Source organism: Streptomyces venezuelae, from assembly GCF_008642375.1.
In the GTDB taxonomy this organism is placed as follows: domain Bacteria; phylum Actinomycetota; class Actinomycetes; order Streptomycetales; family Streptomycetaceae; genus Streptomyces; species Streptomyces venezuelae_G.
This window is the reverse complement of sequence record NZ_CP029194.1, coordinates 5,848,346-5,874,751: the sequence shown is the minus strand read 5'-3', so window position 1 is coordinate 5,874,751 and position 26,406 is coordinate 5,848,346. Positions and strand designations below refer to the sequence as shown.

Here is a 26,406-nt window from a genome sequence, read left to right as displayed (position 1 = left end):
CCCATGAATGAGCGGGTCCGGTCCTGCGACCGGGCCGCGTTCGCCGAGATCTTCGACCAGCACGCGCGCGCGGTCTACGCCCATGCCGTCCGGACGACGGGCGACTGGGCCCTCGCCGAGGACGTCGTGTCGCTGACGTTCCTGGAGGCCTGGCGCTTGCGCGACAAGCTGCGCGAGGAAGTCAGGAGCGTGCGGGCGTGGCTGCTGGGCATCGCGACCAACGTGCTGCGGAACACCGCCCGGGCGGCCCGTCGGCACCGGGCAGCGGTGTCCCGCCTGCCGCCCCCGGAAGCCCTGCCCGACTTCGCGGACGAGGTGGTCGGGCAGCTGGCCGACACGCAGCGGCTGGTCGCGGCGGCCAGGGCGCTGCATCGCCTGAAGCGGAGCGAGCGCGAGGTCTTCGCCCTGATCGTCTGGTCCGGCCTCGGATACGCGGCGACGGCCGAGGCTCTGGGGATTCCCGTGGGCACCGTGCGCTCCCGGCTCTCCCGGGCGAGGGAGAAGCTGCGCAGGCTCGTCGGCGAGGAGCTGGCGGCCGATGTGCGGGCCGTGGAACCGCGTACCGGCAGCGGACACCTACCTGACAGCCGGGCGGCCGCAGCCCGCGCGTCCCACGGAAGGAGCACGCGATGAATCCGGAACAGCGGGAACGGTACGAGCGGAAGCTTGCACATCAGGTCCTGCCGCCGGCTTCCTTTCCGGAGCCGGATCCCGGGCGGCTGAGCGCCCGCCGCCGGCACTTCCTGGACGAGGTCGACCTGCGGACGCGGGCCGCGGCTCCCCGCCGTGCGCCGCGCCCGAGGCGGCGCGCGGTTCTCGTCCTGGGTACGGCGGTGGCCGCCGGTGCGACCGTCGCCGTCCTCGGCCTCGGATCCGGGAACACCCTCGCTCCGCAGGGCCGGCCGCCGGCGTCGGCAGCGTCCGTACAGCTGCTGGAGCGTGCGGCCCTGGCCGCCGCGGTGAAGCCCCAGGCGCCGCCGCGCGCCGAGCAGTTCGTGTACGTCAGGACGGTCGGGCACACGTCGGTCCTGTCCGAGGGCAGGGTCGGCCGGATGGAGCTCTCGCGCGAGGACCAGGGCATGGAGCAGTGGACGTCGGTGGACGGCAGCAAGCGCACCCTGCAGCGCAAGCGCGGCGAGGACGACCTGCTGCTCGACGCCCCGGGGAGGGGCAGTCTGCACTCGCCCACGTACGCCTTCCTCGCCGCCCTGCCGACGGACCCCGAGGCCCTGCTGAAGCTGATCCGCGAGGACGCCGAGATGAACCACGGAGCCGGATCGGACTCCACGACCGGTCCGGACCAGGAGGCCTTCGTCATGATCGGCGATCTGCTGCGCAACACGGTGACGCCTCCTGCGACCGCCGCCGCGCTCTACCGCACCGCCGCCCTCATTCCCGGGGTCGTCGTCGTCACCGACGCCGTGGACGCCGCCGGGCGCCGCGGAGTGGCGGTCGCCAGGGTGCACGACGGCGAACGCACGGAGTGGATCTTCGACCGGAGCACGGCGCGTCTCGTCGGTGAGCGCACGGTCCTGCTGAAGGACAGCGCCTGGGGCGAGGCCGGCACCGTCGTGACCTCCGTCGCGCTCATCAGCAGCGGCGTCGTCGACCGGGCCGGGCAACCCCTGTAGAACCCGGTGCCGTTCACGGTACTTTCACGCGCGTCGGCACGCCCCTACGATCACGCCATGTCGATCATCGCGTCCATACCCATCCTCAAGGGCCACGGCGGCGCCACCCTGAGCGCCGTCCCCAGGGGGCTGCTCCTGGAGCGGCCCCGCGAGGAGCTCACGATCCCCGGCGAGGCCGTCGCCCGGGTGCGGGCCGAGGGAGGGTCCGTCGCCGTGGAGCTGCGGGCTCCCGCCGGGACCACGCCCGTGGTGCACCGGATCGACGGCGTGAGCGGGGCCGCCGCCACCGCCTTCGCCGACGGTGTGAACTCGCTGACCCTTGAGCCGGACGAGGAGGTCGACGGCGCCACGCTGGTCGTCCTGAGGACCCTGAAGACCCGCTGGCAGCGGAAGCACCTGCGCCGGTCCCTGTGGTTCATGCTCGGGTGCCTCGGGGCGGTCGTCGTCCTGTCCGTGATCGCCGGGGTCGCGGGAGACGCGGGCTACGCCGTCGGCGCCGTCATGATCGGGCTGTTCACGACCGTGACCCTCGGGGGAGCCGTCCACGAGATGACGGACTGGATCCACCGGCGGCGCGTGCGCAAGCACGGCGTCAGGGAATTCGCCCGGCCGTCCAACGAGCCGGGGACCTATCTCTACGTCGACACCACCGGGATGACCCGCACCGTGACCCACCTCAGCCACGGACCGTACGTCGAGGTCGCCTACGACCCGAAGGACCCGGCGGACGTCTGCACGCTGAAGCCGGGGTTCATGCAGCGCCTCAGCATCGCGGCGGGGATGTTCCTCCTCGTGTGCGCGCTGCTCGGCGCGGCGACGCTGGCCTTCATGATGGCCGACGCCCTCGCCGAGAGCGGGGTCTAGGACGGCTTTGAGAAGTCATAAGTGAGCCTTATGAGTCCATAGACCGGGCCCGGGTACCACTTTGCGCGTGTTGTTATTTAGGGTGACCTAAGTGTCGGCGGCTTCGCCGCCATTTCGCTTGCGAAGGGAATCCCGTCATGCCCCGCCCCCTCCGGGTCGCGATCGTCGGCGCCGGCCCCGCCGGAATCTACGCCGCCGATGCGCTGCTGAAGTCCGAGGCCGCCGCCGCACCGGGCGTGTCCATCGATCTCTTCGAGCGGATGCCGGCCCCCTTCGGCCTCATCCGCTACGGCGTCGCCCCCGACCACCCGCGGATCAAGGGCATCGTCAACGCCCTCCACCAGGTCCTCGACAAGCCGCAGGTCCGCCTCTTCGGCAACGTCGAGTACGGCACCGACCTCCACCTCGACGACCTGCGGTCGTTCTACGACGCGGTGATCTTCTCGACCGGTGCCATGGCCGACCGCGAGCTCCGCATACCCGGCGTCGAGCTCGACGGTTCGTACGGCGCCGCCGACTTCGCCTCCTGGTACGACGGCCACCCGGATGTCCCGCGCACCTGGCCCCTGGAGGCCGAGAAGGTCGCCGTCCTCGGCGTCGGCAACGTGGCGCTCGACATCGCCCGCATCCTCGCCAAGACGGCGGACGAGCTCCTCCCGACCGAGATCCCGGCGAACGTCTACGACGGCCTCAAGGTCAACAAGGCCGTCGAGATCCACGTCTTCGGCCGTCGTGGCCCGGCCCAGGCCAAGTTCAGCCCCATGGAGCTGCGCGAGCTGGACCACTCCCCCACGATCGAGGTCATCGTCAACCCCGAGGACATCGACTACGACGACGGCTCGATCGCCGAGCGGCGCAAGAACAAGCAGACCGACATGGTCGCGAAGACCCTGGAGAACTGGGCGATCCGCGACGCCGGCGACCGCCCGCACAAGCTCTTCCTGCACTTCTTCGAGTCGCCCGTCGAGATCCTCGGCGAGGACGGCAAGGTCGTCGGCCTCCGCACCGAGCGCACCGAGCTCGACGGCACCGGCAACGTCAAGGGCACCGGCGCCACCACCGACTGGGACGTCTCGGCCGTCTACCGCGCCGTCGGCTACCTCTCGGACGAGCTGCCCAAGCTCCCCTGGGACACCACGACCGGCACCGTCCCGGACGAGGGCGGCCGGGTCATCGAGGAGACCGGTGAGCACCTGGCCTCCACGTACTGCACCGGCTGGATCCGCCGCGGCCCGGTCGGCCTCATCGGCCACACCAAGGGCGACGCGAACGAGACCGTCGCGAACCTCCTGGACGACTTCGCGAACGGCCGTCTGCTGACGCCCGAGACCCCGGAGACGGACGCGGTCGTGTCCTTCCTGGAGGGCAAGGGCATCACGTACACGACGTGGGAGGGCTGGTACGCCCTGGACGCCGCCGAGAAGGCGCTCGGCGAGCCGCAGGGCCGCGAGCGCGTGAAGATCGTCGAGCGCGAGGACATGCTGCGCGCGAGCGGCGCCATCCAGTAGTCACCCCCTGGGCCCTCGCCCCTTCCCGGTCCTACCCTGAAAGGACCGGGAAGGGGCGAGGCCATGTCCGCACCCACACTGCACACCGCCGGTACTGCCCGGACGGCCGACGCCGTCGAGCGCGCCCGGGACGCGGCCGGGCGGGAGTCCTGGGCCGAGGCGTACGCGCTGCTGCACGCCCACGACCTGCACCCCTCCCGTGCGCTGACCGCCGACGACCTGTCCGTGCTCGCCGACGCCGCCTGGTGGTCGGGGCACATCGACGAGTCCGTCACCGCCCGCCTCCGCGCCCACGCCGCATTCCTCGCCGCCGGTGACCACCGGGGCGCCGGGCTCGCCGCCTGGTGGCTGTACTTCGAGTACCGCAGCCTCGGTCGGCCCGCCGCGGCGGCCGGCTGGCTCCACCGGGCCCGGCACCACCTGGAGGACCAGCCGCCCTGCCCGGAGCAGTGCTTCCTGGCCTGGACGGACGCCGAGGAGGCCGAGCAGCACGGCGACCGGGCCGCCGCCCTCGCCGCGGCCCGCCGGATGACCCGCCTCGCCGTCCGCTCCGCCAGCCCCGACCTCGTCGCCCTCAGCCGCCAGGCCGAGTCCGCCGTCCTCCTCGCCGACGGCCGCAGGACCGAGGCGCTCGCCCTGCTCGACGACGCGATGTGCGCGGTCACCGCCGGCGAGCTGAGCAGCGTCTTCACGGGCTGGCTGTACTGCCTGGCCCTCACCCAGTGCATGGAGGCCGCGGACTTCGGCCGGGCCGTGGAGTGGACGAACGCGGCGATGGAGTGGTGCACGCCCCCGTGGACGGGCCGCCCGGCGGAGACCGCGCACGAGAACGAGTCCACGACCGTGCCCGCGCCGGCGGCCATGGCCGTCCCCTCCGGCGAGAACCCCTTCCGGGGCGTCTGCCGGGCCCACCGCGTCGAGGTCCTCGACCTCCTCGGGACCTGGGCGCTCGCCGAGGAGGAGGCGCGGCAGGCATGCCGGGAGGTGCCGGTGGACTGCCTGGAGTCGGCCGCCGCCGCGTTCTACGCCGCCGGGGACGTCCAGCGGCGGCAGGGCCGTCTCGACGAGGCCGCCGTGTCGTACGCGCACGCCCATGAGCTGGGCCGGATCCCGCAGCCGGGGCTCGCGCTGCTGCGCCTCGCGCAGGGCAGGGCGGACGCCGCCGTCGCGGGCGTGGACCTCGCGCTCGCCTGCCAGAGCGACCCCCGCCACGACCTCCTGGGCCGGGCCCGGCTGCTCGCCGCCCGTACGGAGGTGGCGCTCGCCGTCCGGGACGTGCCGGGCGCGTCCCGGGCCGCGCGGGAACTGGACGCGCTGGCGGCCGGGGACGTACCGCTGCTGCGGGCGACGGCCGACACGGCGCTGGGCGCGGTCGCCCTGGCCGAGGCCCGGACCGGCCCCGCGCTGCGGCTGCTGCGGCAGGCGCTCGCCGGCTGGCTGGAGCTCCGCGTCCCGTACGAGGCCGCGCAGGTGCGGATGCTGCTCGCGGCGGCCGACCGGACGGTGGGCGACGAGGAGGCGGCCCGGCTGGAGCTGGCGGCCGCGCGGACGGTCTTCGAGCGGCTCGGGGCCGTGCCGGACGCCCGGCGCGCGGCGGCGCTGCTCTCCGGCGGGAAGCGGCGGCGGCTGCCGGGCGGGCTCACGGCCCGCGAGGCGGAGGTCCTGCGGCTGGTCGCCGGGGGCGGCACGAACAAGGACATCGCGCAGGCGCTCGTGATCAGCGAGCACACCGTCTCCCGGCACCTGAACAACATCTTCGCCAAGCTGGGCGTGGGCTCCCGGGCAGCCGCGACGGCCTACGCGTACGCCCACGACGTGGTCTGACCGGCTCTGGTGCGAACGGCCCATGTCCGCCCACCGCCCCACATGGGCGGTTCGGGCGATGCCCCGCGCCGCTCCCCCGGGCTACACCGGAACCATGACCACCACAGCCAACTCCCTGGACACGCTCCGCGGTGCCGTGCGCGGCACCGTCGTGACCCGCGGCGACCCTTCGTACGACGAGTCCCGCCGGGTCTACAACGCCCTGCACGACCGCCGCCCGGCCGTCGTCGTCCACGCCGTGGACGCCGGAGACGTCATCGCGGCGGTGCTGTACGCCCGGGAGCACTCCCTCCCGCTCGCCGTGCGCGGCGGCTCCCACTCGGTCGCCGGGTTCGGCACCGTGGACGACGGCCTCGTCGTCGACCTGTCCCGCATGCGGGGTGTACGGGTCGATCCGGAGGCCCGTACGGCCCGGGCCGAGGGCGGCGCCACCTGGGGCGACTTCAATCACGCCACCCACGCCTTCGGGCTCGCCACCACCGGCGGGGTCGTCTCGACGACCGGCATCGGCGGGCTCACGCTCGGCGGCGGCATGGGGCACCTGGCCCGCCGCTGCGGGCTGAGCTGCGACAACCTGATCGCGGCGGACGTCGTGACCGCCGAGGGCAGGCTCGTCTCCTGTGACGCCGAGCGGCATCCGGACCTCTTCTGGGCGCTGCGCGGCGGCGGCGGGAACTTCGGGGTCGCCGTCTCGCTCGCGTACCGGCTGCACCCGGTCTCGGACGTCTTCGCCGGCCTGACCTGCTACCCGCTCGGCCCGGACGTGGTCCGCGGCTGGCAGCGGATGATCGAGGACGCGCCGGTCGAGCTCAACACGATCCTGGTGATCGCGCTCGGCCCCGAGGAACCGTTCCTGCCCGAGCGCTGGCACGGCCGCCCGATCTGCGCCGCGTTCACCTGCTTCAGCGGCCCGGCGGCGGACGACGAGAAGGTCCTCGCCCGTCTCGACGGTCTCGGCCCGGTCGTCGGCCGGTTCATGGAGCGGATGCCGTACCCGGTGATCAACACCCTCTTCGACGAGCAGCTGCCGCCGGGGCTCTTCCACTACTGGAAGGGCAACTTCAGCCGTGATCTCCCGGACGGCGCGATCGACGCGCACATGGAGTACGGCGGGACGATGCCGTCGATGGAGTCGGACACCGCGATCTTCCCGATCGACGGGGCCTGCCACGCGGTGGGGCCGGAGGAGACCGCGTTCGCCTACCGCGACGCCGCCTTCTCGCACTCCATCGGCGCGACCTGGTCGACCGGCACGGCGGACGCGGAGGCGAACATCGCCTGGACCCGCGCCTACGACAAGGCGCTGCGCCCGCACACCGAGGAGGGTGGGTACGTGAACTTCATGGACACCGACGACCAGGACCGGGTCCGGGCCAACTACCGGCAGAACTTCGACCGGCTGCGTGCGGTCAAGCGCCAGTACGACCCCGACAACGTGTTCCGGCTCAACCAGAACATCGTTCCCTAGGGTTCCAGGGCCCTAGGGGACGGTCCGGGCCGAGGCGAGGAGGCGGACGGTGTCGTCGGGCGCGAGCGCGAGCGCGTTCCCGACGGTCCCGAGGACCTCCATCTCGGTCGGGCTGTAGACGCCGTCGGCGAGGGCGATCCGGGCCGCCTGGAGCAGGATCGACTCCCGCCCGGCCGGCGCCAGGTGCGGGGTGAGCGGCTCCAGGGCCTCGTGGAGCTCGATCGCGAGGAGACTGCCCTCGGGGTTCACCTCGGGCATGAAGCGCCCGGTGTCGGCCTCCAGGGCCTCGACGAGGTCGACGAGCTGGACGGCCGTGCACTCGGCGAAGCCGGCGGACCGGACCGCGCTCACGGCCCGGTCGAGGACCGCGCGGGAATCCGTACCGCCGGCCGCGAGGACGGCCAGGGCGACGGTGTGCACGCCGTCCCGGAGCATCGCCGAGAAGCGGCTCGTCGTCGGGCGGTCGAGGACCTCCGTACCGAAGTGCGTGTGACAGGCCGCGCACTCGACGACGGGGCCCGTACAGCCCCTGGGCAGGACCGGGACGCCCAGGACGGCGAACCTGCGGCGGCCGGTGCGCCGCCGGTAGTTCCGGTCGCCGCCGCACTCCTCGCAGAAGAACTCGCCGTCTCCGACCGTGTTCCAGGAGGTGCGGATTCCGCAGACGCCCACTTTCCCACCACGTGAATTCCGGGCAGACCGCACACGCACCTCCTCAACGGCCCGGCTGCACTGCCGGCGTTGGCGTGATGTTAGCCACATCCTTGATGTGGCGTCAGCACCCCGTCAGCAGATCGCCGTGGAGATGGCCGAGACACGACACCGTCCGCGCGGCCTCAGGAGGCGCGGCGACGACGCTTTGCGAAGGCCAGGAAGCCTCCGCCGACGAGGACGGCGGCCGCTGCGGCACCGATCGTGCCGGGTCCGATGGCCGAACCGGTCGTCGCGAGATCACCCTCCGGGGTGGCGGACGGTGCGGGGGTCGAGGCCGGGGCGGTGGCCGCGTCGCCCGGGGTGCCCGGGGTGGCGGCGGTGTCCGGGGCCTCGGGGGTGCCGGCGGGCGTCGACGGGGAGGCGGAGGTCTCCGGGGACTCCGAGGCGCCCGGGGTCGCGGGGGTCGTGGGCGTCCCGCCGCCCTCGCTCGGGGTCGGCTCGGGGGTCGCGGGCGGGGTGGGGACGGGCGTCTCCGTCGGGGTGGGCGGCTCGGGGGTGACGACGGGGCCGGGCGTGGGCCCCTTCGGGAGGCAGCCCGTGAAGTTCATCTGGTGGGTCTCGGCACCGGGGACGGTGACGAGCTCCTCGGCGACGACGGAGCCGTTGACGTGACCGGGGCCGATGTTCGCGCCGCCCATCTCGACCTTGGCGTTCGGCGCGAGGATCGTGCCCGGCCAGGAGGTGTAGTTCTTCTTCACGCTCTCGGCCTGCGGGAAGTTCCACAGCAGCCTGGAGCGGATCTGCCGGTGCTCCTCGCTCGCGAGGTGGTAGTCGTCGATGACCGGAGCCGTTCCGTCCGCGCCCTGGTAGTAGACGCCGTAGGTGGCGTTCCTGCTCATGTCGTACGAGGCACCGAGGACGTTCACGAGGGTGGAGGAGCCGGCCGGGACCTTGAGCGTGATCGCCCGGGCCTTCTCCAGGTCGGCGGCGTCCACCGCGAAGACGTTGAGCTCGGTGTCCGTACCGGTGAGGAACAGGCCCTGGGCGTCCTTGTCGCCGGCGACCGTGCCGTTGGGCGCGGCCCCCGCCCAGCCGGTGGAGAGCGCCCGCAGGTCCGCGAACTCCTTGGCGAAGTCGACCGGGGAGGCCGGGGTGGCGCCCTCCGCGACCTTGTCGCCGTCGACGCCGAAGCCCTGGCCCGGGGTGGAGCGGTCGACGACCTTGCCGGCGATGCCGGTGCCGTTGTCGAGGACGACCTGGTTCGCGTACAGGGTGCCGCCCACGACGAGGCTGTGACCACCGGGCAGCTTCGCGAGGTCGGCGCCGGTGAGCTTGTGGCCGATGGAGAAGCCCGAGGGCTGCTTCGGGTCGCCGAAGGTGGCGTCGCCGCCGACCGCGACCGCGCCCTCGGAGTCGGAGTGGCGGACGGAGTCCTTCTCGACGAACTCGGCGTAGAGGCCGGCCGTGCCGAGCGGGTTCGTCGCGCACGACGTGGCGGGGGTGGCGGAGGCGGCGGGGGCCCAGGCGAGGGCGGTGCCGGTCACCGCGAGGACAGCGGCCACGGCAGCGGTCGTGCGCATGCGAAACTCCAGGTCAGGGAGGTGCGAAGGGGGCGCGTGGGGGGAGTGTCCGAGGGGACGAGGTGACCTTCCGCCATTCCCCGATGTGCCGTCAACTCACCCGATATGACGCCGATTCCGGCATGACGGGATGATCTTCCTTAAGCGAACCTGAAACCGTGACGCAGCTCACAAACAGAGCTGCCCCGCACCCTCCGGGAGGAAGGGTGCGGGGCAGCGGTCGTCGGGACGCCGGGGCGTCGCGCGTCAGCGGGCGGAGCGGTTGACCGCCGAGATGACGGCCTTCAGCGAGGCGCGGGTCGTGTTGGCGTCGATGCCGATGCCCCACAGGACCTTGCCGTCGATGGCGCACTCGATGTACGAGGCGGCCTGCGCGGAGGCGCCCTCGCTCATCGTGTGCTCCTGGTAGTCCAGCAGACGGGCGTCCACGCCGATCGCCTGCAGCGCGGCGAAGAAGGCCGAGATCGGGCCGTTGCCGGAGCCGGTCAGCACGGTGTCGACGCCGTCGACGACCGCCTCGACGGTCAGCGTGTCCGTGCCGTCGGTGTCGGAGGTCGACTGGCCGGACCGCAGCTGGATGCGCCCCCAACGAGCCGCAGTGTTGTCCGGGTTGGGCAGGTACTCGTCCTGGAAGACGGACCAGATCGCGGCCGGCGTGACCTCGCCGCCCTCGCTGTCGGTCTTCTGCTGGATGATCTTCGAGAACTCGATCTGCATCCGGCGGGGCAGGTCCAGCTTGTGGTCGTTCTTCAGGACGTACGCGATGCCGCCCTTGCCGGACTGCGAGTTGACCCGGATGACGGCCTCGTAGGAGCGGCCGACGTCCTTCGGGTCGATCGGCAGGTAGGGCACGGCCCACTCGATGTCGTCGACGGTGACGCCCTTGGCGGCCGCGTCGGCCTCCATCGCGTCGAAGCCCTTCTTGATGGCGTCCTGGTGGGAGCCGGAGAAGGCGGTGTAGACCAGGTCGCCCGCGTAGGGGTGGCGCGGGTGGACCTCCATCTGGTTGCAGTACTCGCTCGTGCGGCGGATCTCGTCGATCTGCGAGAAGTCGATCTGCGGGTCGACGCCCTGGCTGAACAGGTTCATGCCCAGGGTCACCAGGTCGACGTTGCCGGTGCGCTCGCCCTGCCCGAACAGGCAGCCCTCGATGCGGTCGGCGCCGGCCATGATCGCCAGCTCGGCGGCCGCCACGGCCGTACCGCGGTCGTTGTGCGGGTGGACCGACACGCAGATGTGCTCGCGGCGGGTCAGGTTCCGGGACATCCACTCGAAGCGGTCCGCGTGCGTGGACGGCGTCGAACGCTCCACGGTGGCGGGCAGGTTCAGGATGATCTCGCGGCCCGGGCCGGGCTGCCAGACGTCACAGACCGCCTCGCAGACCTCCAGGGCGAAGTCCAGCTCGGTGTCGGTGAAGATCTCGGGGCTGTACTGGTAGCCGAAGATCGTCTCCGGACCCAGCAGCTTCTCCGCGTACTCCATCACCAGCCGCGTGCCGTCCACGGCGATCTGCTTGATCTGCTCCTTCGAGCCGCGGAAGACGACCCGGCGGAAGGTGGGCGCGGTGGCGTTGTACAGGTGGACGGTGGCGCGCTTGGCGCCGACCAGGGACTCCACGGTCCGCTCGATCAGGTCCTCGCGGGCCTGGGTCAGTACGGAGATGGTGACGTCGTCCGGGATCGCGCCCTCTTCGATGATGGAGCGCACGAAGGCGAAGTCGGTCTCGCCGGAGGACGGGAAGCCGACCTCGATCTCCTTGTAGCCCATGCGGACCAGCAGATCGAACATCTCGCGCTTGCGGGCCGGGGACATCGGGTCGATCAGGGCCTGGTTGCCGTCGCGCAGGTCGGTCGACAGCCAGCGGGGCGCCTTGGTGATGCGCTGCTCGGGCCAGGTGCGGTCGGGGATCTGCACGGCTTCGTAGCGGCCGTACTTGTGGATCGGCATCCCGGAGGGCTTCTGCAGCTGCGTCGCGTTGGTGATCGGCGTGGGGCGGCTGACGAACGGGGACTGGGTCATTGCGTTTGGCTCCTCGGGTCCAGCAAGAAGGACGGCCGACTGTCGAACGCAACACCAGGTCCCGCGGGGAGGGGGTCGGCCTACGACTACAGGCCCTCGCCGCGGCAGCTAAGGAGAAGCAGCCCGAAACGCATGATGTGCCGCAGCTTAGCCCAGGGACGTCGGAGGCGGACGTCCTGTTTCAGTATGCGGGACGGGTCGCACGTCAAGGCCGATCAGTGACGTATCACTCCATTTCGCCAATCCTCGTCTCAGGTCGTGACAGTGGCATCACGCAGTGCCACATTTCAGGGATGACTCCCCAGACGCCCGTCTTCTGCTCGATCGTCCCGCCGCACCTCCTGGAGCACCTGGCGCGCTCATCGAACCCGGCCGTCGCCGCCGCCGCGCGCCGCACCCTCATCGCGGACGCCTCGGCCCGTACGAGCCGGGTGCTGCCGCTGCCCGGCAGCGCCCCGACCCTCGCCCCGGCCGACGTCGGCCGGCCGCACCGCACCGTGTACGACTGCGAGCGCGGCACCGAGCTGCCGGGCACGCGGGTGCGCGCCGAGGGCGAGGAGGCGACCGGCGACGCCACCGTCAACCGCGCGTACGCGGGCCTCGGCGCCACCTTCGACCTCTTCCTGAACGCCTTCGGGCGGGACTCGATCGACGGCTCGGGGCTGCCGCTGCTGGCCTCCGTCCACTACGACGAGAACTACGGCAACGCCTTCTGGAACGGCGAACAGATGGTGTTCGGCGACGGCGACGACGAGATCTTCCTCGACTTCACGCTGCCGGTGGACGTCATCGGCCACGAGCTGGCCCACGGCTTCACCCAGCACACGGCGAACCTGGAGTACTTCAGCCAGTCCGGCGCGCTCAACGAGTCCGTCTCGGACGTCTTCGGCTCGCTCGTGAAGCAGTACGCCCTCGGGCAGGGCGCCGACCGGGCCGACTGGCTCATCGGCGAGGGGCTCTTCCACCCGAACGTGGAGGGCACGGCCCTGCGCTCGATGAAGGCCCCGGGCACCGCGTACGACGACGACGTCCTCGGCAAGGACCCACAGCCCGGTCACATGGACGACTACGTCCGCACGAGCCGGGACAACGGCGGGGTGCACATCAACTCGGGCATCCCGAACCACGCCTTCTACCTGTTCGCGACCGAGCTCGGTGGGAACGCCTGGGAGCGGCCCGGGCAGGTCTGGTACGACGTGATGACCGGCGGCACGCTCACCCCCGAGACCCGGTTCTCCGAGTTCGCGGCGGCCACGGTGGCGGCGGCCAAGGCCCGGTACGGGGACGGGGAGGAGATCCAGGCCGTCCTGAAGGCCTGGGCGGCGGTGGGGGTGCCCACCGACTGACCGGCTGGTAGACAAGGGCCCATGCGGATTCGAGTGCGGCGCACGGGCGGTTTCGCGGGCATCGAGCGGTCGGCGGAGGTGGAGGTCTCGGACCCCGAGTGGGAGTCCCTGGCCGCCACCGTCCTCGCCGACGGCGACGGCGGCACGCGGGGCGTGCCGGACGGCTTCTCGTACGAGATCACCGTCGACGGCCGCACGGTCCGCTGCTGCGACCCCCACCTCACGGACGCGCAGAGGACCCTCGTCTCGAGGGTCCTCAAGGAGGGCGCGTAGGTCCTAGCGGGAGGTGCGGCGCCAGAACCTGTTCTCCTTCGGGGGCCGGACCTTCAGGGTCCAGTCCCCGTCGGCGCTGACGAGCTGCACGAGCAGGGGCCCCGCGGGCAGGGGACGCGTCTCCCGGGGGAGCCTGTTCGCCTCGTTGGCGAGCAGGTGATCGCGGCCGTCCGGCTCGTAGCCGTGAATGTTGAACCACTCGAAGCTCAACCTCGTGTGGAGCCGGGAGGTGAGCAGGCCGGCCGGGCCCGTGTACAGCAGTGCGTCGGAGCCCCGTCCCTCGGCGGTGCCGTCGAGGACCTCCAAGGTGCTCACCGGGCGGACGGCGACCGTCCACGGCTCGTGGCAACTCACGCGCAGGCGTAGCGGGGCCTTGCCGTCGTACCGCAGGACCCGACGGGCCCCCTGGTTCTCCATCAGCGTGTTCGCGAGAAGGGCGTCGCTGTCGCCCTTCTCGTCGATGCTGTGCACGGCGAAATAGCCGTCGCCCTTCCGGGTCGACTCGACGACGACGTAACCGGCCGGGATCGGCACGTCGACGGTGATGTCGGCCTTGCCCTCGCCGCTGCGGACGAACTCCGGGAAGTCCTCTCCGAAGAGCTCGGCGTCCGACCGCGGGCCGGTCCGCGGGGGGCGCTGTACGGGGACCTGCGGCGGTGTCCGTACGGGGGCGGCCTCGGCCTCCGCCTCGGCCTGCCGGACCTTGGCGAGGAGCTCCTCGGGGATGGCCTCCGGAGCGGCGTCGCCGGAGACGGGCTCGTCGGCCGGGACGGGCTCGTCGTCGTGCACGGGCTCGTCATGCGGGGCGGGATCCGGGTCCCTGCCCACGATGCCGAAGTCCTGGGCGAGGCCGACGAGCCCGGAGGCGTACCCCTGGCCGACCGCGCGGAACTTCCACGCCCCGTCGCGCCGGTAGAACTCGCCGAGGAGGAACGCCGTCTCGGTGCTCGCGTCGTCGACCTCGTACAGCGCGAGCTGCTCGCCGGTGGCGGCGCTGACCGTCCGGATGTGGAGGCCCGGCACCTGGCCGAACGTCCCGTGCTCGCTGGACGCGGTGATCACGATGCGCTGGACGGCGGGCTCGACGCGCTCGGTGTCGATCTCCAGCCAGTCGGCGACCCGCCGCTCCTCGTCCCGCACCTGCCCGACCAGACGCACCGCGCCGGACGCGTGCGCCGGCTGGTTGTAGAAGACCAGGTCGCCGTCGTCCCTGACCCTGCCCGAGGCGTCGAGCAGCAGTGCCGAGGCGTCGACCTCCGGTACTCCGTCACCGGCGTCCCGCCGGACGACCGCGATCCGCCACGCCTGCCCGGGGACCGGCAGGTTTCCCCCCTTGACGATCTCTGTCACGGCGCCATGCTGGCACGCGGCCCGGGGGATGTCGACGGGCTGGAAACCCGGCTTCCGCAGCTGCTTCGGGACACTCTTCCGATGCCGCACCCGCACCGCTCGGCCCCTGGGGGCCTCACGGGCTTCGCACGGCTGCGCCGGCCTCCGACCGGACGGTGGAAGGGTTGCTCTAGAAGCCCAGCTTGCGCAGCTGCTTGGGGTCGCGCTGCCAGTCCTTCGCGACCTTCACGTGCAGGTCGAGGAAGACCGGCGTGCCGAGGAGGGCCTCGATGTGCTTGCGGGACTTCATGCCGACCTCCTTGAGGCGGCTGCCCTTCGGGCCGATGATGATGCCCTTCTGGCTGGGGCGCTCGATGTACACGTTGGCGTGGATGTCGAGCAGCGGCCGGTCCGCCGGGCGGTTCTCGCGCGGGATCATCTCCTCGACGACCACCGCGATCGAGTGCGGCAGCTCGTCCCGGACGCCTTCGAGCGCGGCCTCGCGGATCAGCTCCGCGACCATGACCTGCTCCGGCTCGTCCGTGAGGTCGCCCTCCGGGTAGAGCGGCGGGGACTCGGGCAGCAGCGGGACGAGCAGGTCGGCGACGAGCTGGACCTGCTTGTCGCCGACGGCCGAGACCGGGACGATCTGCTGCCACTCGAAGCCCAGCTCCTTGCCGAGCTGGTCGACGGCGATGAGCTGCTCGGCGAGCGTCTTGGAGTCGACCAGGTCGGTCTTGGTGATGATCGCGACCTTCGGGGTCTTCTTGATCGCGGCGAGTTCCTTGACGATGAACTTGTCGCCGGGGCCGAGCTTCTGGTCGGCCGGCAGGCAGAAGCCGATCACGTCGACCTCGGCCCAGGTGGTGCGCACGACGTCGTTGAGCCGCTCGCCGAGGAGGGTGCGCGGCTTGTGGAGGCCGGGGGTGTCGACCAGGATCAGCTGCGCGTCCGGGCGGTGCACGATGCCGCGGACGGTGTGCCGGGTGGTCTGCGGCCGGTTCGAGGTGATGGCCACCTTCTGGCCGACCAGAGCGTTCGTGAGGGTGGACTTGCCCGCGTTGGGGCGGCCGACGAAGCAGGCGAAGCCGGCCCGGTGGACGGCTTCGGTTTCAGGGTTGCGAGCGCTCATGGGGGCCATTGTCCCCGATGAGCGCCCGCCTCACGTACTCAGGACGTCCCGGGGCCCGCTTCAGGCCTCGCTCGGGGCCCGGCGGCGGCGTATCCGGAGGCCGAGGAAGCCGGTCACGGTCGCGGCGAGGAGGATCCCGCCGGCGAGCCAGGGCAGGGCCGTGAAGGACACGGTGCCGGTCTCCTTCACGTTCTTCGCGCTGGCGGTGAGCGTCACGTCGCCCCAGTCGAACTGCGGGGAGCCGTTCCACCGCTCGGTGAGCCGGATCTTCTGGCGGGGCAGCAGCTCGGAGGGCACCTTCGCCAGGTCGCGGTCGAGGAGGGTGCGGCCGAAGAGCCCCTCCGCCTTGAGGACGACCTTGGGGTTGAGGGTGACGTTGCCCCGGTTGTGGAGGGTGTACGAGACGAGGGCGCTGCTCGCGCCGGTGCCGGGGACGAGCGGCCGGTCCTGGTCGAGGGTGACGTCCTCCACGGCGAGGGCGGGGACGGTCGGTCCGTTGACCCGGAGGTAGACGCGGGCGCCGACCGCGCGCTGGACACCGACGGCGACGGAGCCCTTCCCGCTCGGGCTGATCCGCTCGTCGAGGGCGACGAGGGCGCCGGGGTGGTCGCCGGGGTCGGCGTCGGCGGGGACGGTCAGCGTGTACGGGACGGTGACGGCGGAGCGCGGCGGGACGGTGACCCGGGTCTGCCGGGGCTTGATCCAGGCCCCGGCGCCGGTCTGCTTCTCCGCCTGTGTGCGGATGGCGAAGCCGCCGTCCCGGTCGGTGTTGTAGGCGTCGGCGCCGTACAGCCGGAAGGTGAGCGGGGCGGCCGTCTTGTTGGTGACGGTGACGCGCTCGGTGAGCGAGGTGCCGGGGTCGACGGAGAGGTAGAAGTACGGGCGGCCGCCGAGCTTCGCGGCGGCCGGGTAGACGGCCCACTCGCCGTTCTCGGCGGCGGCGGCCTGGGGCGCGGCGCCGAGGAGCACGAGGAGCGCGGTCAGGAGGATGACGTACGGCTTGCTGCGCACAGTGCGGAGAACCCCCGGGTGCGGAGCGGGCCGGCCGGGGGTCGCCCGGCCGGCCCGCCGGGTGGTCAGGACAGGGTCAGCGTCAGCACGCCCGCGTACGAGCCGGGCGCGGTGTACGCCGGGACGTCGAGGGAGAGCTTGGCGTCGACGGTGAACTCGCCGCCCGTGAGGGTGCCGTTCGGCGTGGAGGCGAGGGTCGCGCCGCCGCTGCCGACGGGACCGGCGGAGCCGGCCGCGCAGGTGCTGGGGCTGCCGGCCTTGGCGGCGCAGGCAGGGGTCCAGCTGAGGTTCCCGGCGCCGATGGCTCCGCCGGGGCCGGTGAAGTCGGTGACCTTGCCGGTGAGGGACCAGCCCGCGGGGCCGCCGCGGAAGTCCTTGACCGTCACCGTCTTGAGATCGCCGGTGGCCGCGCCGCCCTGCCCGAAGTCGACCGAGGTCAGCTCGACGGCGTCCCCGGCCTGGCTCATGGAGAGCTCGCCCGCCGTGACGGCCGCGGTGATCGTCTGGCTGTTCGGCGGGGCCGGTACGACGACCTTGTACGCGACGGGTCCGGCGCCCTTCTCCGGGTCCCAGGCCGCGCCCTCGTACGCCACGACACCGGTGGTCGCCGGGTCGTTGACCTTCAGGCGCGCGGCGAAGCCGCCCTCGCTGTCGGTCGTGACGGTCATCTTGTCCGCGGTCTCCGCGCCGCCGGCCCGGCCGACGACGGTGACCTCGGCGAGCGGGGTGAACTTGGCGCCGGTGACGGTCACCCGGACCCCTGGGTCACCGGAGGCGCTGTCGAGCTGGAGCGTCCGGGTGTTGGGGCTGGTCACGGGGCTCGCGACGACCGTCTCGGAGACCGGGGCGGGCGGGTTGAGCACCGTACAGGGGGTGTCCAGCTCCATGAGGTAGCTGGTGTGGATGTTGTAGTCGCCCGGCGAGAGGGTGATCGATCCGGCCTCGGTGACCGTGAAGGTGCCGGTCATGGAGAAGGCCGGGAAGGAGCCCTTGCCCGGGATGGGCGGGTTCTTCTTGGGTCCGGTGACGCTGACCGCGCCGGTCTGGGCGCCGCCGAGGACGACCTTGCCGCTCGGCGTCATGATGTCGGCCGGGAGGGCGAGGTCGACGGGGTTCGACGCGGCGGGCTTGGTGATCGTGTAGGTCACCGTGACCGTGTCGCCGACCTTGGGCGCGGCCTTGTCGACCGTGATCTCGGCGGTCGTGGTGCCCGTGATGGGCGGGATGCCGGCGATCGGCGGCGGGACGCATCGGGTCTGGAACTCCACCGGGGTGGAGTTCGTGGTCGCGTGGGCCGGAGCGGCGATGGCGCCGCCTGCGGCGACCGCGAGGGCGGTGGCGCCGAGGACGGCGGTCCAACGCCGTCTTCGGGTCGCCGCCCTGGATCGGGTGAGTGCCATGTGTGGGCCCCCTCCTGAGGGATGAGAGGGCGCCATTGACGGCTGCGGGCCGAGAGAAGTCAATGGAATCGAAAACCATCGACTGATGACCCATCAGATTCTGTCAAGATCAGCCCAATCCCGGCATTTGCCCAGGTCACGCCAGAGACCGGTGCCGCCGTCGGCGACACCGGTCAGGGGTGGGGCAGGGCTCAGCTGAAGACGAACGGGCCCGGGGTCTGCGAGGTCACGGCGTCACAGTTCACCGTGACCCCGAAGATCACCATCTTGAGGGCGACACCCGCGAAGTACGAGTTGAGACTGTCGCCCGAGGCCACGGTCCCGCTCAGGGGACCGATGGTGACGGGCTGCCCGGCGCCGACCGCCGGGTTCTTCTTCCCGGTGAAGACCCGGGTGCCGCCGCCCGCCTTGGCCAGCGTCAGCGTGGCGTTGATCTGGTCGGCGCCGACCGAGATCGGCGTCGTGACGGCCGTGCTGATCGTCATGGTCGCGGCCGTGCCGCTCTGGGTCGCGGTGATGTTGGCGGTTCCGCCGCCCCAGCTGCCGCAGTCGTACTGTGCCGAGGCGGACCCCGGCGAGACGGCTCCGGCCGTCGGGGCGAAGGCGAGCCCGGCGGCGGCGAGCGCTCCGGTGAGTACGGCGACCGTCCCTAAGGTGCTTCTGTTTCTCATGGCGAGTTCGAACCCCTTCCGATGACGAACGCAGGGGTGCGGACGCTGCGTGAACGGCGAACATCTGACGGCCCGTCGGGCGGACCGATGCTCATTGAGACGCAGACCGCCGGGGAAGGCAAGAGAAGTTGCGGTGATCCTTCACAAACGCGCAAGGGCCCGGCGTCCCGCCGGGCCCCCGATGTCCTGATTCCGTTCCTCAGCCCGCGGTGACGGCCTCGCGCAGCTTCCCGTCGGGGCCGGCGAGCAGCACCGGCGTCTCCGGGCCGCCGAGGTCGCGTACGGCCGCGCGGTCCTCCGCCGAGGTGGTCTCGGCGCTCGACACGACGGCCGCCGCCTCCAGCGACTCGGCGCCGCTGGCCACCGCCATCGCCACCGCGGTCTGCAGCGCGCTCAGCTTGAGCGACTCCAGCTCCACGGTCCCCGCCACGTACGTCCGCCCGGTCTCGTCCCGTACGGCCGCCCCCTCGGGCACGCCGTTGCGCGCGCGGGCGCTGCGCGCCAAGGTGATGATCTTGAGGTCCTCGGCGCCGAGGTCGCCGTGCTCGCTGCTGAGTGTCATGGCCCGAGCATAGGTCGGAGGCCGCGGACACCCGGTCGCCGTCTCACCCCACGGCCCGACGGGTCTCAGCCCGCGACCCGATCCGTCTCAGCCCGCGACCGGGTACATCGCCCCGCGGCGGCCCTCCGGGGAGACCAGCCACTCCAGCTTCGCGGCCGTGTCGGCCTCCGGGAGCGGGGTGTGCATGACGATGACCAGGTCCGGCCGGGCCGGGACCCTGAGCTGCGTGGCCTCCACGACCAGCGTGCCGACCAGCGGGTGCTCCATCTCCTTGCGGTTCTGGCCGCCCGGCAGGATGTCCCGCCGCTCCCACAGCTCGGCGAACTCCGGGCTCAGCTCCTTGAGCTCCTCGACGACCGCCCGGAACCCCTCGTCGTCGGGGCACTCCGAGCAGGCGGACCGGAACTGGGCGACGACCCGGGGCGCGAGCTCCTCCCAGTGGACCGACCGCGAGCGGTACAGCGGGTCGGTGAAGAAGGTGACGAGGCAGTTCTGCGAGGCCTCCGGCCGCATCCCGAGGACGATCGCCGCCGCGTCGTTGTAGAGCACCGTGTTCCAGTACACGTCCATGATGTGCGCGGGGAACGGCATCCACGTGTCGATCAGCCGCCGCAGCCCCTGGCACATGTCCCGGTCCTCCGGGGCGGCCTCCAGGGCCGGCGGGTTGAGCGCCGCGAGGACGTACAGATGGCGCCGCTCGGCCGGGCTCAGCCGCAGCACGCGGGCCACCGAGTCCAGCACCTGCGGCGAGACCGTGATGTCGCGGCCCTGCTCCAGCCACTGGTACCAGGACACCCCGACGCCCGCGAGGACCGCGACCTCCTCGCGGCGCAGGCCCGGCGTGCGGCGGCGCGCCCCGCCGTCCGGGAGCCCCGCCTCGGCCGGGCTCACCCGGGCCCGGCGGCTCATCAGGAACTCGCGCAGTTCGCCGAGGCGGTGCTGCTTCGCGGTCTTGCTCTCGAGAGCGGTGGCCACTTCCGCTTCCTCCCCCTGGATGCCTGGTGGTACGACCAACAGGATAAGTACCCGCTCCCCACCCTTGTTCCCGTGGCACGAGAGTCGTCGGCATGGCAACGACGACCACTTCACCCTCCCCGCCCGCCACTCCCCCGGCCGCCCTCACCGGCCGCAACCGGCTCATCCTCTTCGTCCTGTGCGCCGCCCAGTTCATGGTGGCGCTCGACTTCTCCGTCCTGAACGTGGCCCTGCCCGCCCTCGGCGCCGACCTCGGCCTCGGGCAGTCCGCCCTCCAGTGGGCCGTCACCGCCTTCGCCCTGCCCTCCGGCGGTTTCCTGCTCCTCTTCGGGCGGGTCGGCGACCTCTACGGGCGCAAGAAGCTCTTCCTGGCCGGGCTCGCGCTCTTCGGCGCGGCCTCGCTGCTCGCCACCTTCGCCTGGAACCCGGCCTCCTTCCTCACCGGGCGCGCCCTCCAGGGCATCGGCGCCGCCGCGATCGTGCCGACCGGCATGTCGCTCCTGACGACGACCTTCCCCGAGGGCCCCCTGCGGGACAAGGCGCTCGGCATCTCCGGCACCCTGCTGTCGCTGGGCTTCACCGTGGGCATGGTGCTCGGCGGGGTCATGACGGACACCCTCGGCTGGCGCTCCACGATGGGCCTGCTCGCGCTCTTCACCGTGGTCGTGCTGCCGCTGGCGCCGGGCCTGCTGCCCGAGTCCCGCACCCCCGAGAAGCCCCGGCTCGACGTGCCCGGCGCGGTGACGGTCACCGGCGGCCTGCTGGCGCTGATCTACGCCCTGTCGACGGCCGCCGAGCACGGCTTCGGCCGTACGGACGTCCAGGTCACGCTGGTGGCGGGGCTGCTGCTGCTCGCGGTCTTCGTCCGGGTCGAGTCCCGGCACGCGGCCCCGCTGGTCTCGCTGCCGATGCTGCGGCGGCGCACGGTCGCCTTCGGCAACCTGGGCGGTCTGATCACCTTCTCGATGATGTCGACCGTCGTCTTCGTCCTGACGCTGTACCTCCAGGAGACGCTGGACCTGTCGTCCTTCGCCACCGGTCTCGTCTTCGGCGTGCAGGGCGTGTTCTCGGTCGTCGCCGGGATGCTCGCGCCGAAGGTGATCGGCCGGCTCGGCGCCCGTCGCGTCCTGGTCGGATCGCTCGCCGGGCAGGGCGTGCTGACGGCCGCGCTGTTCGGCCTGGGCGAGGAGTCCGGTGTGGTCCTGGCGACCGTCGCGGTCTCGCTGGCCTCCATGTGCCACCTCGGCGCGATCATCTCGTACGGACTGATCGTCACCTCCGGCGTCCCCGACGAGGAGCAGGGCCTGGCGACCGGCCTGGTGACGACCACCCAGCAGGTCGGGATCACGATCGGGATCCCGCTGCTCGGGGTGCTCGCGACCACGGGCGGTGACCTGTACGGGGGTGTCCGCACGGTCCTCGCCCTGGACGCGGCGATCGTGCTCGGCACGGCGGCGCTCGTCGCCCTGGGCCTGCGCCGCAGGTGACTCAGGGCCGGTCGAGGCGGAGCCGTACCGCCTTCGGCAGACCGGCGACGACGAGGTCGTACGAGTCCTCGACGAGCTCCCGGACCATGCGGTCCGGGAGCTCTCCGACGGTCACCGTGTTCCAGTGCCGCTTGTTCATGTGATAGCCGGGGGCGACTGCCGGGTGCTCCTCGCGGAGGCGTACGGCCTCGTCCGGATCGCACTTGAGGTTGACCCTGAGCGGCTCGGCGTCGAGCGCCGACAGCGCGAACAGCTTCCCGGCGACCTTGAAGACGGAGGTCTCCGGGCCGAAGGGGAACTCCTCCGTCGCGTCGTTGAAGTCCAGGCAGAACGCGCGCAGCTGCTCGGGGGTCATACGGGCTACTCCTCGGCTTCCTGTGGTTCCAGGGGTTCCACGAGCACGGTGACGATCTTGTTCCGGCGGCCGGCCGGGGACTCCGCCGTGAGCCGGAGCGAGCGGCCGTCCGGCAGCTCCACGACCGCCTTCGCGCCCGCGATCGGGACGCGGCCGAGGGCCTTGGCGAGCAGCCCGCCGACGGTCTCCACGTCCTCGTCGTCGTACTCGTCGGGGCCCAGGCCGTACAGCTCGCCGAGGTCGCCGATGTCGAGGCGGGCGGTGACGCGGTGGCGGCCCTCGCCCAGCTCCTGGACGGGCGGCAGCTCCCGGTCGTACTCGTCGGTGATCTCGCCGACGATCTCCTCCAGGATGTCCTCGATGGTGACGATGCCGGCCGTGCCGCCGTACTCGTCGATGACGACGGCGACGTGGTTGCGCTCCTGCTGCATCTCGCGCAGCAGGTCGCCGGCGTTCTTGGTGTCGGGGACGAAGGCGGCGGCCCGCATCGCGGTCGACACGAGGTCGGCCTCGGACTCGCGGTTGATGTGCGTCTTCCGGACGAGGTCCTTCAGGTACACGATGCCGACGATGTCGTCCTCGTTCTCGCCGGTGACCGGGATCCGGGAGAAACCGGAGCGCAGCGCGAGGGTGAGGGCCTGACGGATCGTCTTGTACCGCTCGATGCAGATGAGGTCGGTGCGCGGCACCATGACCTCCCGCACGAGCGTGTCGCCCAGCTCGAAGACGGAGTGCACCATGCGGCGCTCCTCGTCCTCGATCAGGGACTCCTGCTCGGCGAGGTCGACCATGGCCCGCAGCTCGGCCTCGGAGGCGAAGGGGCCCTTGCGGAAGCCCTTGCCCGGGGTCAGTGCGTTGCCGATGAGGATCAGGAGCTGCGGGATCGGCCCCATGATCCGGGCCAGCGGCAGCAGGACGTACGCGGCGGCCGTCGCCGTGTTCAGCGGGTGCTGGCGGCCGATCGTGCGCGGCGAGACGCCGACGGCGACGTACGAGACGAGGACCATCACGACGATCGCGACGAGCAGCGCCTCCCAGGTCTCCGGGAAGGCTTCGAGGCAGGCGTACGTGACGAGGACGCCGGCCGCCATCTCGCAGGCGACGCGGACGAGCAGCGCCACGTTGAGATAGCGGGTCGGGTCGGCGGTGACCTGGGAGAGCTTCTCCGCCCCGCGCCGCCCGGACCGGACGGCCTCGGCGGCGCGGAAGCTGGAGACGCGGGCGAGACCGGCCTCGGCGCAGGCGGCGAGCCAGGCGACGACGACCAGCGCGACGGCGCCGAGGATCAGCGAGACGTCCATCGGGTCAGGAGACGGTCGGAGCCGGGGACGGGCCGGTGAGGCCCTTCTCCGCGCGCCAGCCGTCGACGATCGCCGCCTGGAGGCCGAACATCTCGGCCTTCTCCTCGGGCTCCTCGTGGTCGTACCCGAGGAGGTGGAGCACGCCGTGGACGGTGAGGAGCTGGAGCTCCTCGTCCATGGAGTGCTCCGTCGGCGCGTCCTTGCCCTGCTGGGTGGCGACCTCGGGGCAGAGCACGATGTCGCCCAGGAGCCCCTGCGGGGGCTCCTGGTCGTCCTTGGCCGGCGGACGCAGCTCGTCCATCGGGAAGGACATGACGTCCGTGGGTCCGGGCAGGTCCATCCACTGGATGTGGAGCTGCTCCATCGCCTCCGCGTCCACGACGATCACCGAGAGCTCGGAGAGCGGGTGGATGCGCATGCGCGCGAGCGCGTAGCGGGCGATGTCGAGGATCGCCTGCTCGTCGACCTCGGTACCGGACTCGTTGTTGACGTCGATCGACATGTGTTCTGCGTTCTACTTCCCGTTACGGCCGCGCCGATGCTCGCCGCGGCTGTCGTCGCGGCTCTCGTTGCGGAGGTCGTACTGCTCGTACGCGTCGACGATACGGCCGACGAGCTTGTGCCGGACGACATCCTGCGACGTGAGCGTCGAGAAGTGGACGTCCTGGACACCGTCCAGGATGTCGCGGACCTGGCGAAGACCGCTCTTCGTGCCGTTCGGCAGGTCGACCTGGGTGACGTCACCGGTGATGACGATCTTCGAGTCGAAGCCGAGGCGGGTGAGGAACATCTTCATCTGCTCGGGGTTCGTGTTCTGCGCCTCGTCGAGGATGATGAACGCGTCGTTGAGCGTCCGGCCTCGCATGTAGGCCAGCGGCGCGACCTCGATCGTCCCGCTCGCCATGAGCTTGGGGATCGAGTCGGGGTCGAGCATGTCGTGCAGCGCGTCGTAGAGCGGCCGCAGGTAGGGGTCGATCTTCTCGTAGAGCGTGCCGGGCAGGAAGCCGAGCCGCTCGCCCGCCTCGACGGCGGGCCGGGTCAGGATGATCCGGGTGACCTGCTTGGACTGCAGGGCCTGGACCGCCTTCGCCATGGCGAGGTAGGTCTTGCCCGTGCCGGCGGGGCCGATGCCGAAGACGATCGTGTGCTTGTCGATCGCGTCGACGTACCGCTTCTGGTTGAGCGTCTTGGGGCGGATCGTGCGGCCCCGGCTGGAGAGGATGTTCTGCGTGAGCACCTCTGCGGGGGTCTCGCCGCCGCCGTCCGCCGATCCGTCGTCGCTCGCCCTGAGCATGGCGATCGAGCGTTCCACTGCGTCCTCCGTCATCGGCTGACCGGTGCGGAGCACCAGCATCATCTCGTCGAACAGGCGCTGTATCAGGGCGACTTCCGCCGCGTCTCCGACCGCGCTGACCTGATTGCCCCGGACATGGATGTCGGCCCGCGGGAAGGACTTCTCGATGACGCGGAGCAGCGCGTCACCGGAGCCCAGCAGGCTCACCATCGGATGCTTGGCGGGGACGGCGAAGTGGGCGCGGGCCTGGTCGGGCTTCCCGTCGAGGGACGCTCCGTCGTGGGCTGTGGGTGTCTGAGTCATGGGCCGGCACTGTGGCCTGCGCATACCTCCCGTTGCAGGGTTCTCGCTGCTCGACAACCTCTCGGGTACCAAGCCTACGACTTGACGGCGACGCGCCGAAGGGATTTACGAGGCGGCCGCACGGAAGCCGATCGTGGGCACCGCCCGGCGCAGCGGCCAGGGGCGTGCGGGTGCCGGGAGGAGCCGTTCCAGGAAGGCGTACCGGCCGCGCAGCGCCTCCGGGTCCTGCCGGGCGTGACCCTGGACGTGCTGCCACCAGGCGGCGATCTCGCCCCAGGTGGGCGCGGAGAGCGAGCCGCCGAACTCCTGGACGGAGAGGGCGGCGGTGAGGCCCGCGAAGGCGAGCCGGTCGGCGAGGGGCCAGTCGGCGAGGGTGCCGGTGACGAAGCCGGCGACGAAGACGTCCCCGGCGCCGGTCGGGTCGAGGGCGGAGACCTGGATGGCGGGGACCTCGGCGGTCTCGCCGGTGGCGCCGTCGACGGCGTAGGCGCCCTCGGCGCCGAGGGTGACCACGGCGTAGCGGACCTTGTCGGCGAGGGCGCGGGCGGCGGCCCGGGGGCAGTCGGTGCGGGTGTACCGCATGGCCTCGGCGGCGTTGGGCAGGAAGGCCTCGCAGTGCTCCAGGTCGGTGAGGCCCGCCAGGTCCCAGTGGCCGGTGTCGTCCCAGCCGACGTCGGCGAAGACCTTGGCGCCGCCGCGCGCGGCCTGCTCGACCCAGTCCTCGCTGCGGCCGGGGACCAGGGAGGCGACGGCGGCGCGGGCGTGCGGCGGGTAGGCGGGCAGGGCGCCGTCGAGCGGCGGGGCCTCGTGGCCGTGGGAGACCATGGTCCGCTCGCCCTCGTAGGCCATGGAGACGGTCACCGGGGAGTGCCAGCCCGGGACGGTGCGGGAGAGCGTCAGGTCGATCCCCTCGCCCTGCTCCAGGGCGTCCCAGCAGTACTCGCCGTAGTGGTCGTCGCCGAAGGCGGCGGCGAGGGAGGTGCGCAGGCCGAGGCGGGCGAGGGCGGTGGCCATGTTGGCGACGCCGCCGGGGCTGGAGCCCATGCCGCGAGCCCAGGACTCGGTGCCGCGGACGGGGGCGCTGTCGAGGCCGGTGAAGATGATGTCGAGGAAGACGGTGCCCGTCAGGAAGACGTCGCAGTCGGGGTCGGTGGGCTCGCGCAGGCACACCAACGGGTCGACCCCTGCTTGGTGTTGCGGCTGGTCTCCCCTTGCTGTGGTCACGGCGGCTCCCCGAACGTGGTGCGGATCAAATCAGTGTGCCCGATGAGGGTCGGGTGACGGGTGGGACGCACAAGGAAGGCCACCCTCATACCCGTAAACCCGCACGCCAAACCGATAGTGACCCGGCTCACACACTTTACTCCCGGATACCACCTTCTCGGGCAACTCACCTGCTTGATACACATGGTTCCGCGA

The 26,406-nt window shown here is 71.9% G+C and carries 24 protein-coding genes; 9 read left to right on the top strand and 15 right to left on the bottom strand.

Features of this window, described 5'->3' with window-relative positions:
* The first annotated feature begins 3 nt into the window (after positions 1-3).
* The 6 genes from DEJ46_RS26915 (at position 4) to DEJ46_RS26890 (ending at position 7,295) form a co-directional block, all read left to right on the top strand.
* Positions 4-633 carry an RNA polymerase sigma factor gene (locus tag DEJ46_RS26915; RefSeq protein ID WP_150270399.1) on the top strand — a complete coding sequence of 210 codons (630 nt, stop codon included), beginning with the start codon at positions 4-6 and terminating at the stop codon, positions 631-633.
* Positions 630-1,631, top strand: coding sequence for a CU044_5270 family protein (locus tag DEJ46_RS26910; RefSeq protein WP_190622907.1), 1,002 nt, complete (start codon positions 630-632; stop codon positions 1,629-1,631). The genes DEJ46_RS26915 and DEJ46_RS26910 overlap by 4 nt, the downstream gene beginning before the upstream one ends.
* Before the next feature lie 57 nt (positions 1,632-1,688).
* Positions 1,689-2,495, top strand: coding sequence for a hypothetical protein (locus tag DEJ46_RS26905; RefSeq protein WP_150270397.1), 807 nt, complete (start codon positions 1,689-1,691; stop codon positions 2,493-2,495).
* Positions 2,496-2,632: 137 nt separating this feature from the next.
* Positions 2,633-4,003, top strand: a complete 1,371-nt coding sequence (locus DEJ46_RS26900; RefSeq protein WP_150270395.1) for an FAD-dependent oxidoreductase — start codon at positions 2,633-2,635, stop codon at positions 4,001-4,003.
* 63 nt (positions 4,004-4,066) lie between these two features.
* Positions 4,067-5,827 carry a LuxR family transcriptional regulator gene (locus DEJ46_RS26895; RefSeq protein WP_150270393.1) on the top strand — a complete coding sequence of 587 codons (1,761 nt, stop codon included), beginning with the start codon at positions 4,067-4,069 and terminating at the stop codon, positions 5,825-5,827.
* Between the two features lie 94 nt (positions 5,828-5,921).
* Positions 5,922-7,295: an FAD-binding oxidoreductase gene (locus DEJ46_RS26890; RefSeq protein ID WP_150270391.1), complete on the top strand. Its 1,374-nt coding sequence runs from the start codon at positions 5,922-5,924 to the stop codon at positions 7,293-7,295.
* Positions 7,296-7,307: 12 nt separating this feature from the next.
* Here the strand turns inward: DEJ46_RS26890 and DEJ46_RS26885 are convergent, their stop codons facing one another.
* The 3 genes from DEJ46_RS26885 to leuA all read right to left on the bottom strand — a co-directional run bounded on the left by DEJ46_RS26885 (position 7,308) and on the right by leuA (position 11,548).
* Positions 7,308-8,000: a TerB family tellurite resistance protein gene (locus DEJ46_RS26885; RefSeq protein WP_150270389.1), complete on the bottom strand. Its 693-nt coding sequence runs from the start codon at positions 7,998-8,000 to the stop codon at positions 7,308-7,310.
* A gap of 131 nt (positions 8,001-8,131) precedes the next feature.
* Positions 8,132-9,529 carry a choice-of-anchor A family protein gene (locus tag DEJ46_RS26880; RefSeq protein WP_150270387.1) on the bottom strand — a complete coding sequence of 466 codons (1,398 nt, stop codon included), beginning with the start codon at positions 9,527-9,529 and terminating at the stop codon, positions 8,132-8,134.
* Positions 9,530-9,775: 246 nt separating this feature from the next.
* Positions 9,776-11,548, bottom strand: a complete 1,773-nt coding sequence (gene leuA / locus DEJ46_RS26875; RefSeq protein WP_150270385.1) for a 2-isopropylmalate synthase — start codon at positions 11,546-11,548, stop codon at positions 9,776-9,778.
* Between the two features lie 293 nt (positions 11,549-11,841).
* Between leuA and DEJ46_RS26870 the strand changes: the two genes are divergently transcribed.
* Positions 11,842-12,894, top strand: a complete 1,053-nt coding sequence (locus tag DEJ46_RS26870) for a M4 family metallopeptidase (RefSeq protein WP_150270384.1) — start codon at positions 11,842-11,844, stop codon at positions 12,892-12,894.
* 21 nt (positions 12,895-12,915) lie between these two features.
* Positions 12,916-13,167, top strand: a complete 252-nt coding sequence (locus DEJ46_RS26865) for a protealysin inhibitor emfourin (RefSeq protein WP_150270382.1) — start codon at positions 12,916-12,918, stop codon at positions 13,165-13,167.
* Between the two features lie 3 nt (positions 13,168-13,170).
* Here the strand turns inward: DEJ46_RS26865 and DEJ46_RS26860 are convergent, their stop codons facing one another.
* The 7 genes from DEJ46_RS26860 to DEJ46_RS26830 form a co-directional block, all read right to left on the bottom strand.
* Positions 13,171-14,517, bottom strand: a complete 1,347-nt coding sequence (locus tag DEJ46_RS26860; protein WP_150270380.1) for a TerD family protein — start codon at positions 14,515-14,517, stop codon at positions 13,171-13,173.
* Positions 14,518-14,686: 169 nt separating this feature from the next.
* Complete coding sequence (gene era, locus DEJ46_RS26855; protein ID WP_150270378.1) at positions 14,687-15,637, bottom strand: GTPase Era; 951 nt, start codon at positions 15,635-15,637, stop codon at positions 14,687-14,689.
* Between the two features lie 51 nt (positions 15,638-15,688).
* Positions 15,689-16,639 carry a WxL protein peptidoglycan domain-containing protein gene (locus DEJ46_RS26850; RefSeq protein ID WP_150270376.1) on the bottom strand — a complete coding sequence of 317 codons (951 nt, stop codon included), beginning with the start codon at positions 16,637-16,639 and terminating at the stop codon, positions 15,689-15,691.
* 65 nt (positions 16,640-16,704) lie between these two features.
* Positions 16,705-18,039 (bottom strand): beta-xylosidase, encoded by a 1,335-nt coding sequence (locus DEJ46_RS26845; RefSeq protein WP_150270374.1) that lies wholly within the window; start codon positions 18,037-18,039, stop codon positions 16,705-16,707.
* Between the two features lie 191 nt (positions 18,040-18,230).
* Positions 18,231-18,710, bottom strand: coding sequence for a hypothetical protein (locus DEJ46_RS26840; protein ID WP_150270372.1), 480 nt, complete (start codon positions 18,708-18,710; stop codon positions 18,231-18,233).
* A 199-nt stretch (positions 18,711-18,909) separates the two neighbouring features.
* On the bottom strand, positions 18,910-19,272 hold the full coding sequence (locus DEJ46_RS26835; RefSeq protein WP_150270370.1) for a cytidine deaminase: 363 nt from the start codon (positions 19,270-19,272) through the stop codon (positions 18,910-18,912).
* Between the two features lie 87 nt (positions 19,273-19,359).
* Positions 19,360-20,181 (bottom strand): helix-turn-helix transcriptional regulator, encoded by an 822-nt coding sequence (locus DEJ46_RS26830; RefSeq protein ID WP_150274793.1) that lies wholly within the window; start codon positions 20,179-20,181, stop codon positions 19,360-19,362.
* Positions 20,182-20,339: 158 nt separating this feature from the next.
* Here DEJ46_RS26830 and DEJ46_RS26825 point away from each other — a divergent pair, with 158 nt between their 5' ends.
* Positions 20,340-21,734, top strand: a complete 1,395-nt coding sequence (locus DEJ46_RS26825; protein WP_150270368.1) for an MFS transporter — start codon at positions 20,340-20,342, stop codon at positions 21,732-21,734.
* Between the two features lies 1 nt (position 21,735).
* Here the strand turns inward: DEJ46_RS26825 and DEJ46_RS26820 are convergent, their stop codons facing one another.
* The 5 genes from DEJ46_RS26820 to DEJ46_RS26800 all read right to left on the bottom strand — a co-directional run bounded on the left by DEJ46_RS26820 (position 21,736) and on the right by DEJ46_RS26800 (position 26,211).
* Positions 21,736-22,089 (bottom strand): MmcQ/YjbR family DNA-binding protein, encoded by a 354-nt coding sequence (locus DEJ46_RS26820; RefSeq protein WP_150270365.1) that lies wholly within the window; start codon positions 22,087-22,089, stop codon positions 21,736-21,738.
* Between the two features lie 5 nt (positions 22,090-22,094).
* Positions 22,095-23,390, bottom strand: a complete 1,296-nt coding sequence (locus DEJ46_RS26815) for a hemolysin family protein (RefSeq protein ID WP_150270363.1) — start codon at positions 23,388-23,390, stop codon at positions 22,095-22,097.
* Between the two features lie 4 nt (positions 23,391-23,394).
* A complete protein-coding gene (gene ybeY / locus DEJ46_RS26810) occupies positions 23,395-23,892 on the bottom strand; it encodes an rRNA maturation RNase YbeY (RefSeq protein WP_024757712.1) in 498 nt (165 codons plus the stop codon).
* Positions 23,893-23,904: 12 nt separating this feature from the next.
* Positions 23,905-24,987 (bottom strand): PhoH family protein, encoded by a 1,083-nt coding sequence (locus DEJ46_RS26805; RefSeq protein WP_150270362.1) that lies wholly within the window; start codon positions 24,985-24,987, stop codon positions 23,905-23,907.
* A gap of 105 nt (positions 24,988-25,092) precedes the next feature.
* Positions 25,093-26,211, bottom strand: a complete 1,119-nt coding sequence (locus tag DEJ46_RS26800) for a carbohydrate kinase family protein (protein ID WP_150270360.1) — start codon at positions 26,209-26,211, stop codon at positions 25,093-25,095.
* Between the last annotated feature and the right edge of the window lie 195 nt (positions 26,212-26,406).

Bases quoted from the DNA above. Each gene is read 5' to 3' on its own strand.
- DEJ46_RS26915 (WP_150270399.1), top strand. From the start codon at position 4: ATGAATGAGCGGGTCCGGTCCTGCGACCGGGCCGCGTTCGCCGAGATC.
- DEJ46_RS26910 (WP_190622907.1), top strand. From the start codon at position 630: ATGAATCCGGAACAGCGGGAACGGTACGAGCGGAAGCTTGCACATCAG.
- DEJ46_RS26905 (WP_150270397.1), top strand. From the start codon at position 1,689: ATGTCGATCATCGCGTCCATACCCATCCTCAAGGGCCACGGCGGCGCC.
- DEJ46_RS26900 (WP_150270395.1), top strand. From the start codon at position 2,633: ATGCCCCGCCCCCTCCGGGTCGCGATCGTCGGCGCCGGCCCCGCCGGA.
- DEJ46_RS26895 (WP_150270393.1), top strand. From the start codon at position 4,067: ATGTCCGCACCCACACTGCACACCGCCGGTACTGCCCGGACGGCCGAC.
- DEJ46_RS26890 (WP_150270391.1), top strand. From the start codon at position 5,922: ATGACCACCACAGCCAACTCCCTGGACACGCTCCGCGGTGCCGTGCGC.
- DEJ46_RS26880 (WP_150270387.1), bottom strand. From the start codon at position 9,529: ATGCGCACGACCGCTGCCGTGGCCGCTGTCCTCGCGGTGACCGGCACC.
- leuA (WP_150270385.1), bottom strand. From the start codon at position 11,548: ATGACCCAGTCCCCGTTCGTCAGCCGCCCCACGCCGATCACCAACGCG.
- DEJ46_RS26870 (WP_150270384.1), top strand. From the start codon at position 11,842: ATGACTCCCCAGACGCCCGTCTTCTGCTCGATCGTCCCGCCGCACCTC.
- DEJ46_RS26865 (WP_150270382.1), top strand. From the start codon at position 12,916: ATGCGGATTCGAGTGCGGCGCACGGGCGGTTTCGCGGGCATCGAGCGG.
- era (WP_150270378.1), bottom strand. From the start codon at position 15,637: ATGGCCCCCATGAGCGCTCGCAACCCTGAAACCGAAGCCGTCCACCGG.
- DEJ46_RS26845 (WP_150270374.1), bottom strand. From the start codon at position 18,039: ATGGCACTCACCCGATCCAGGGCGGCGACCCGAAGACGGCGTTGGACC.
- DEJ46_RS26840 (WP_150270372.1), bottom strand. From the start codon at position 18,710: ATGAGAAACAGAAGCACCTTAGGGACGGTCGCCGTACTCACCGGAGCG.
- DEJ46_RS26835 (WP_150270370.1), bottom strand. From the start codon at position 19,272: ATGACACTCAGCAGCGAGCACGGCGACCTCGGCGCCGAGGACCTCAAG.
- DEJ46_RS26830 (WP_150274793.1), bottom strand. From the start codon at position 20,181: ATGAGCCGCCGGGCCCGGGTGAGCCCGGCCGAGGCGGGGCTCCCGGAC.
- DEJ46_RS26825 (WP_150270368.1), top strand. From the start codon at position 20,340: ATGGCAACGACGACCACTTCACCCTCCCCGCCCGCCACTCCCCCGGCC.
- DEJ46_RS26820 (WP_150270365.1), bottom strand. From the start codon at position 22,089: ATGACCCCCGAGCAGCTGCGCGCGTTCTGCCTGGACTTCAACGACGCG.
- DEJ46_RS26815 (WP_150270363.1), bottom strand. From the start codon at position 23,390: ATGGACGTCTCGCTGATCCTCGGCGCCGTCGCGCTGGTCGTCGTCGCC.
- ybeY (WP_024757712.1), bottom strand. From the start codon at position 23,892: ATGTCGATCGACGTCAACAACGAGTCCGGTACCGAGGTCGACGAGCAG.
- DEJ46_RS26805 (WP_150270362.1), bottom strand. From the start codon at position 24,987: ATGACTCAGACACCCACAGCCCACGACGGAGCGTCCCTCGACGGGAAG.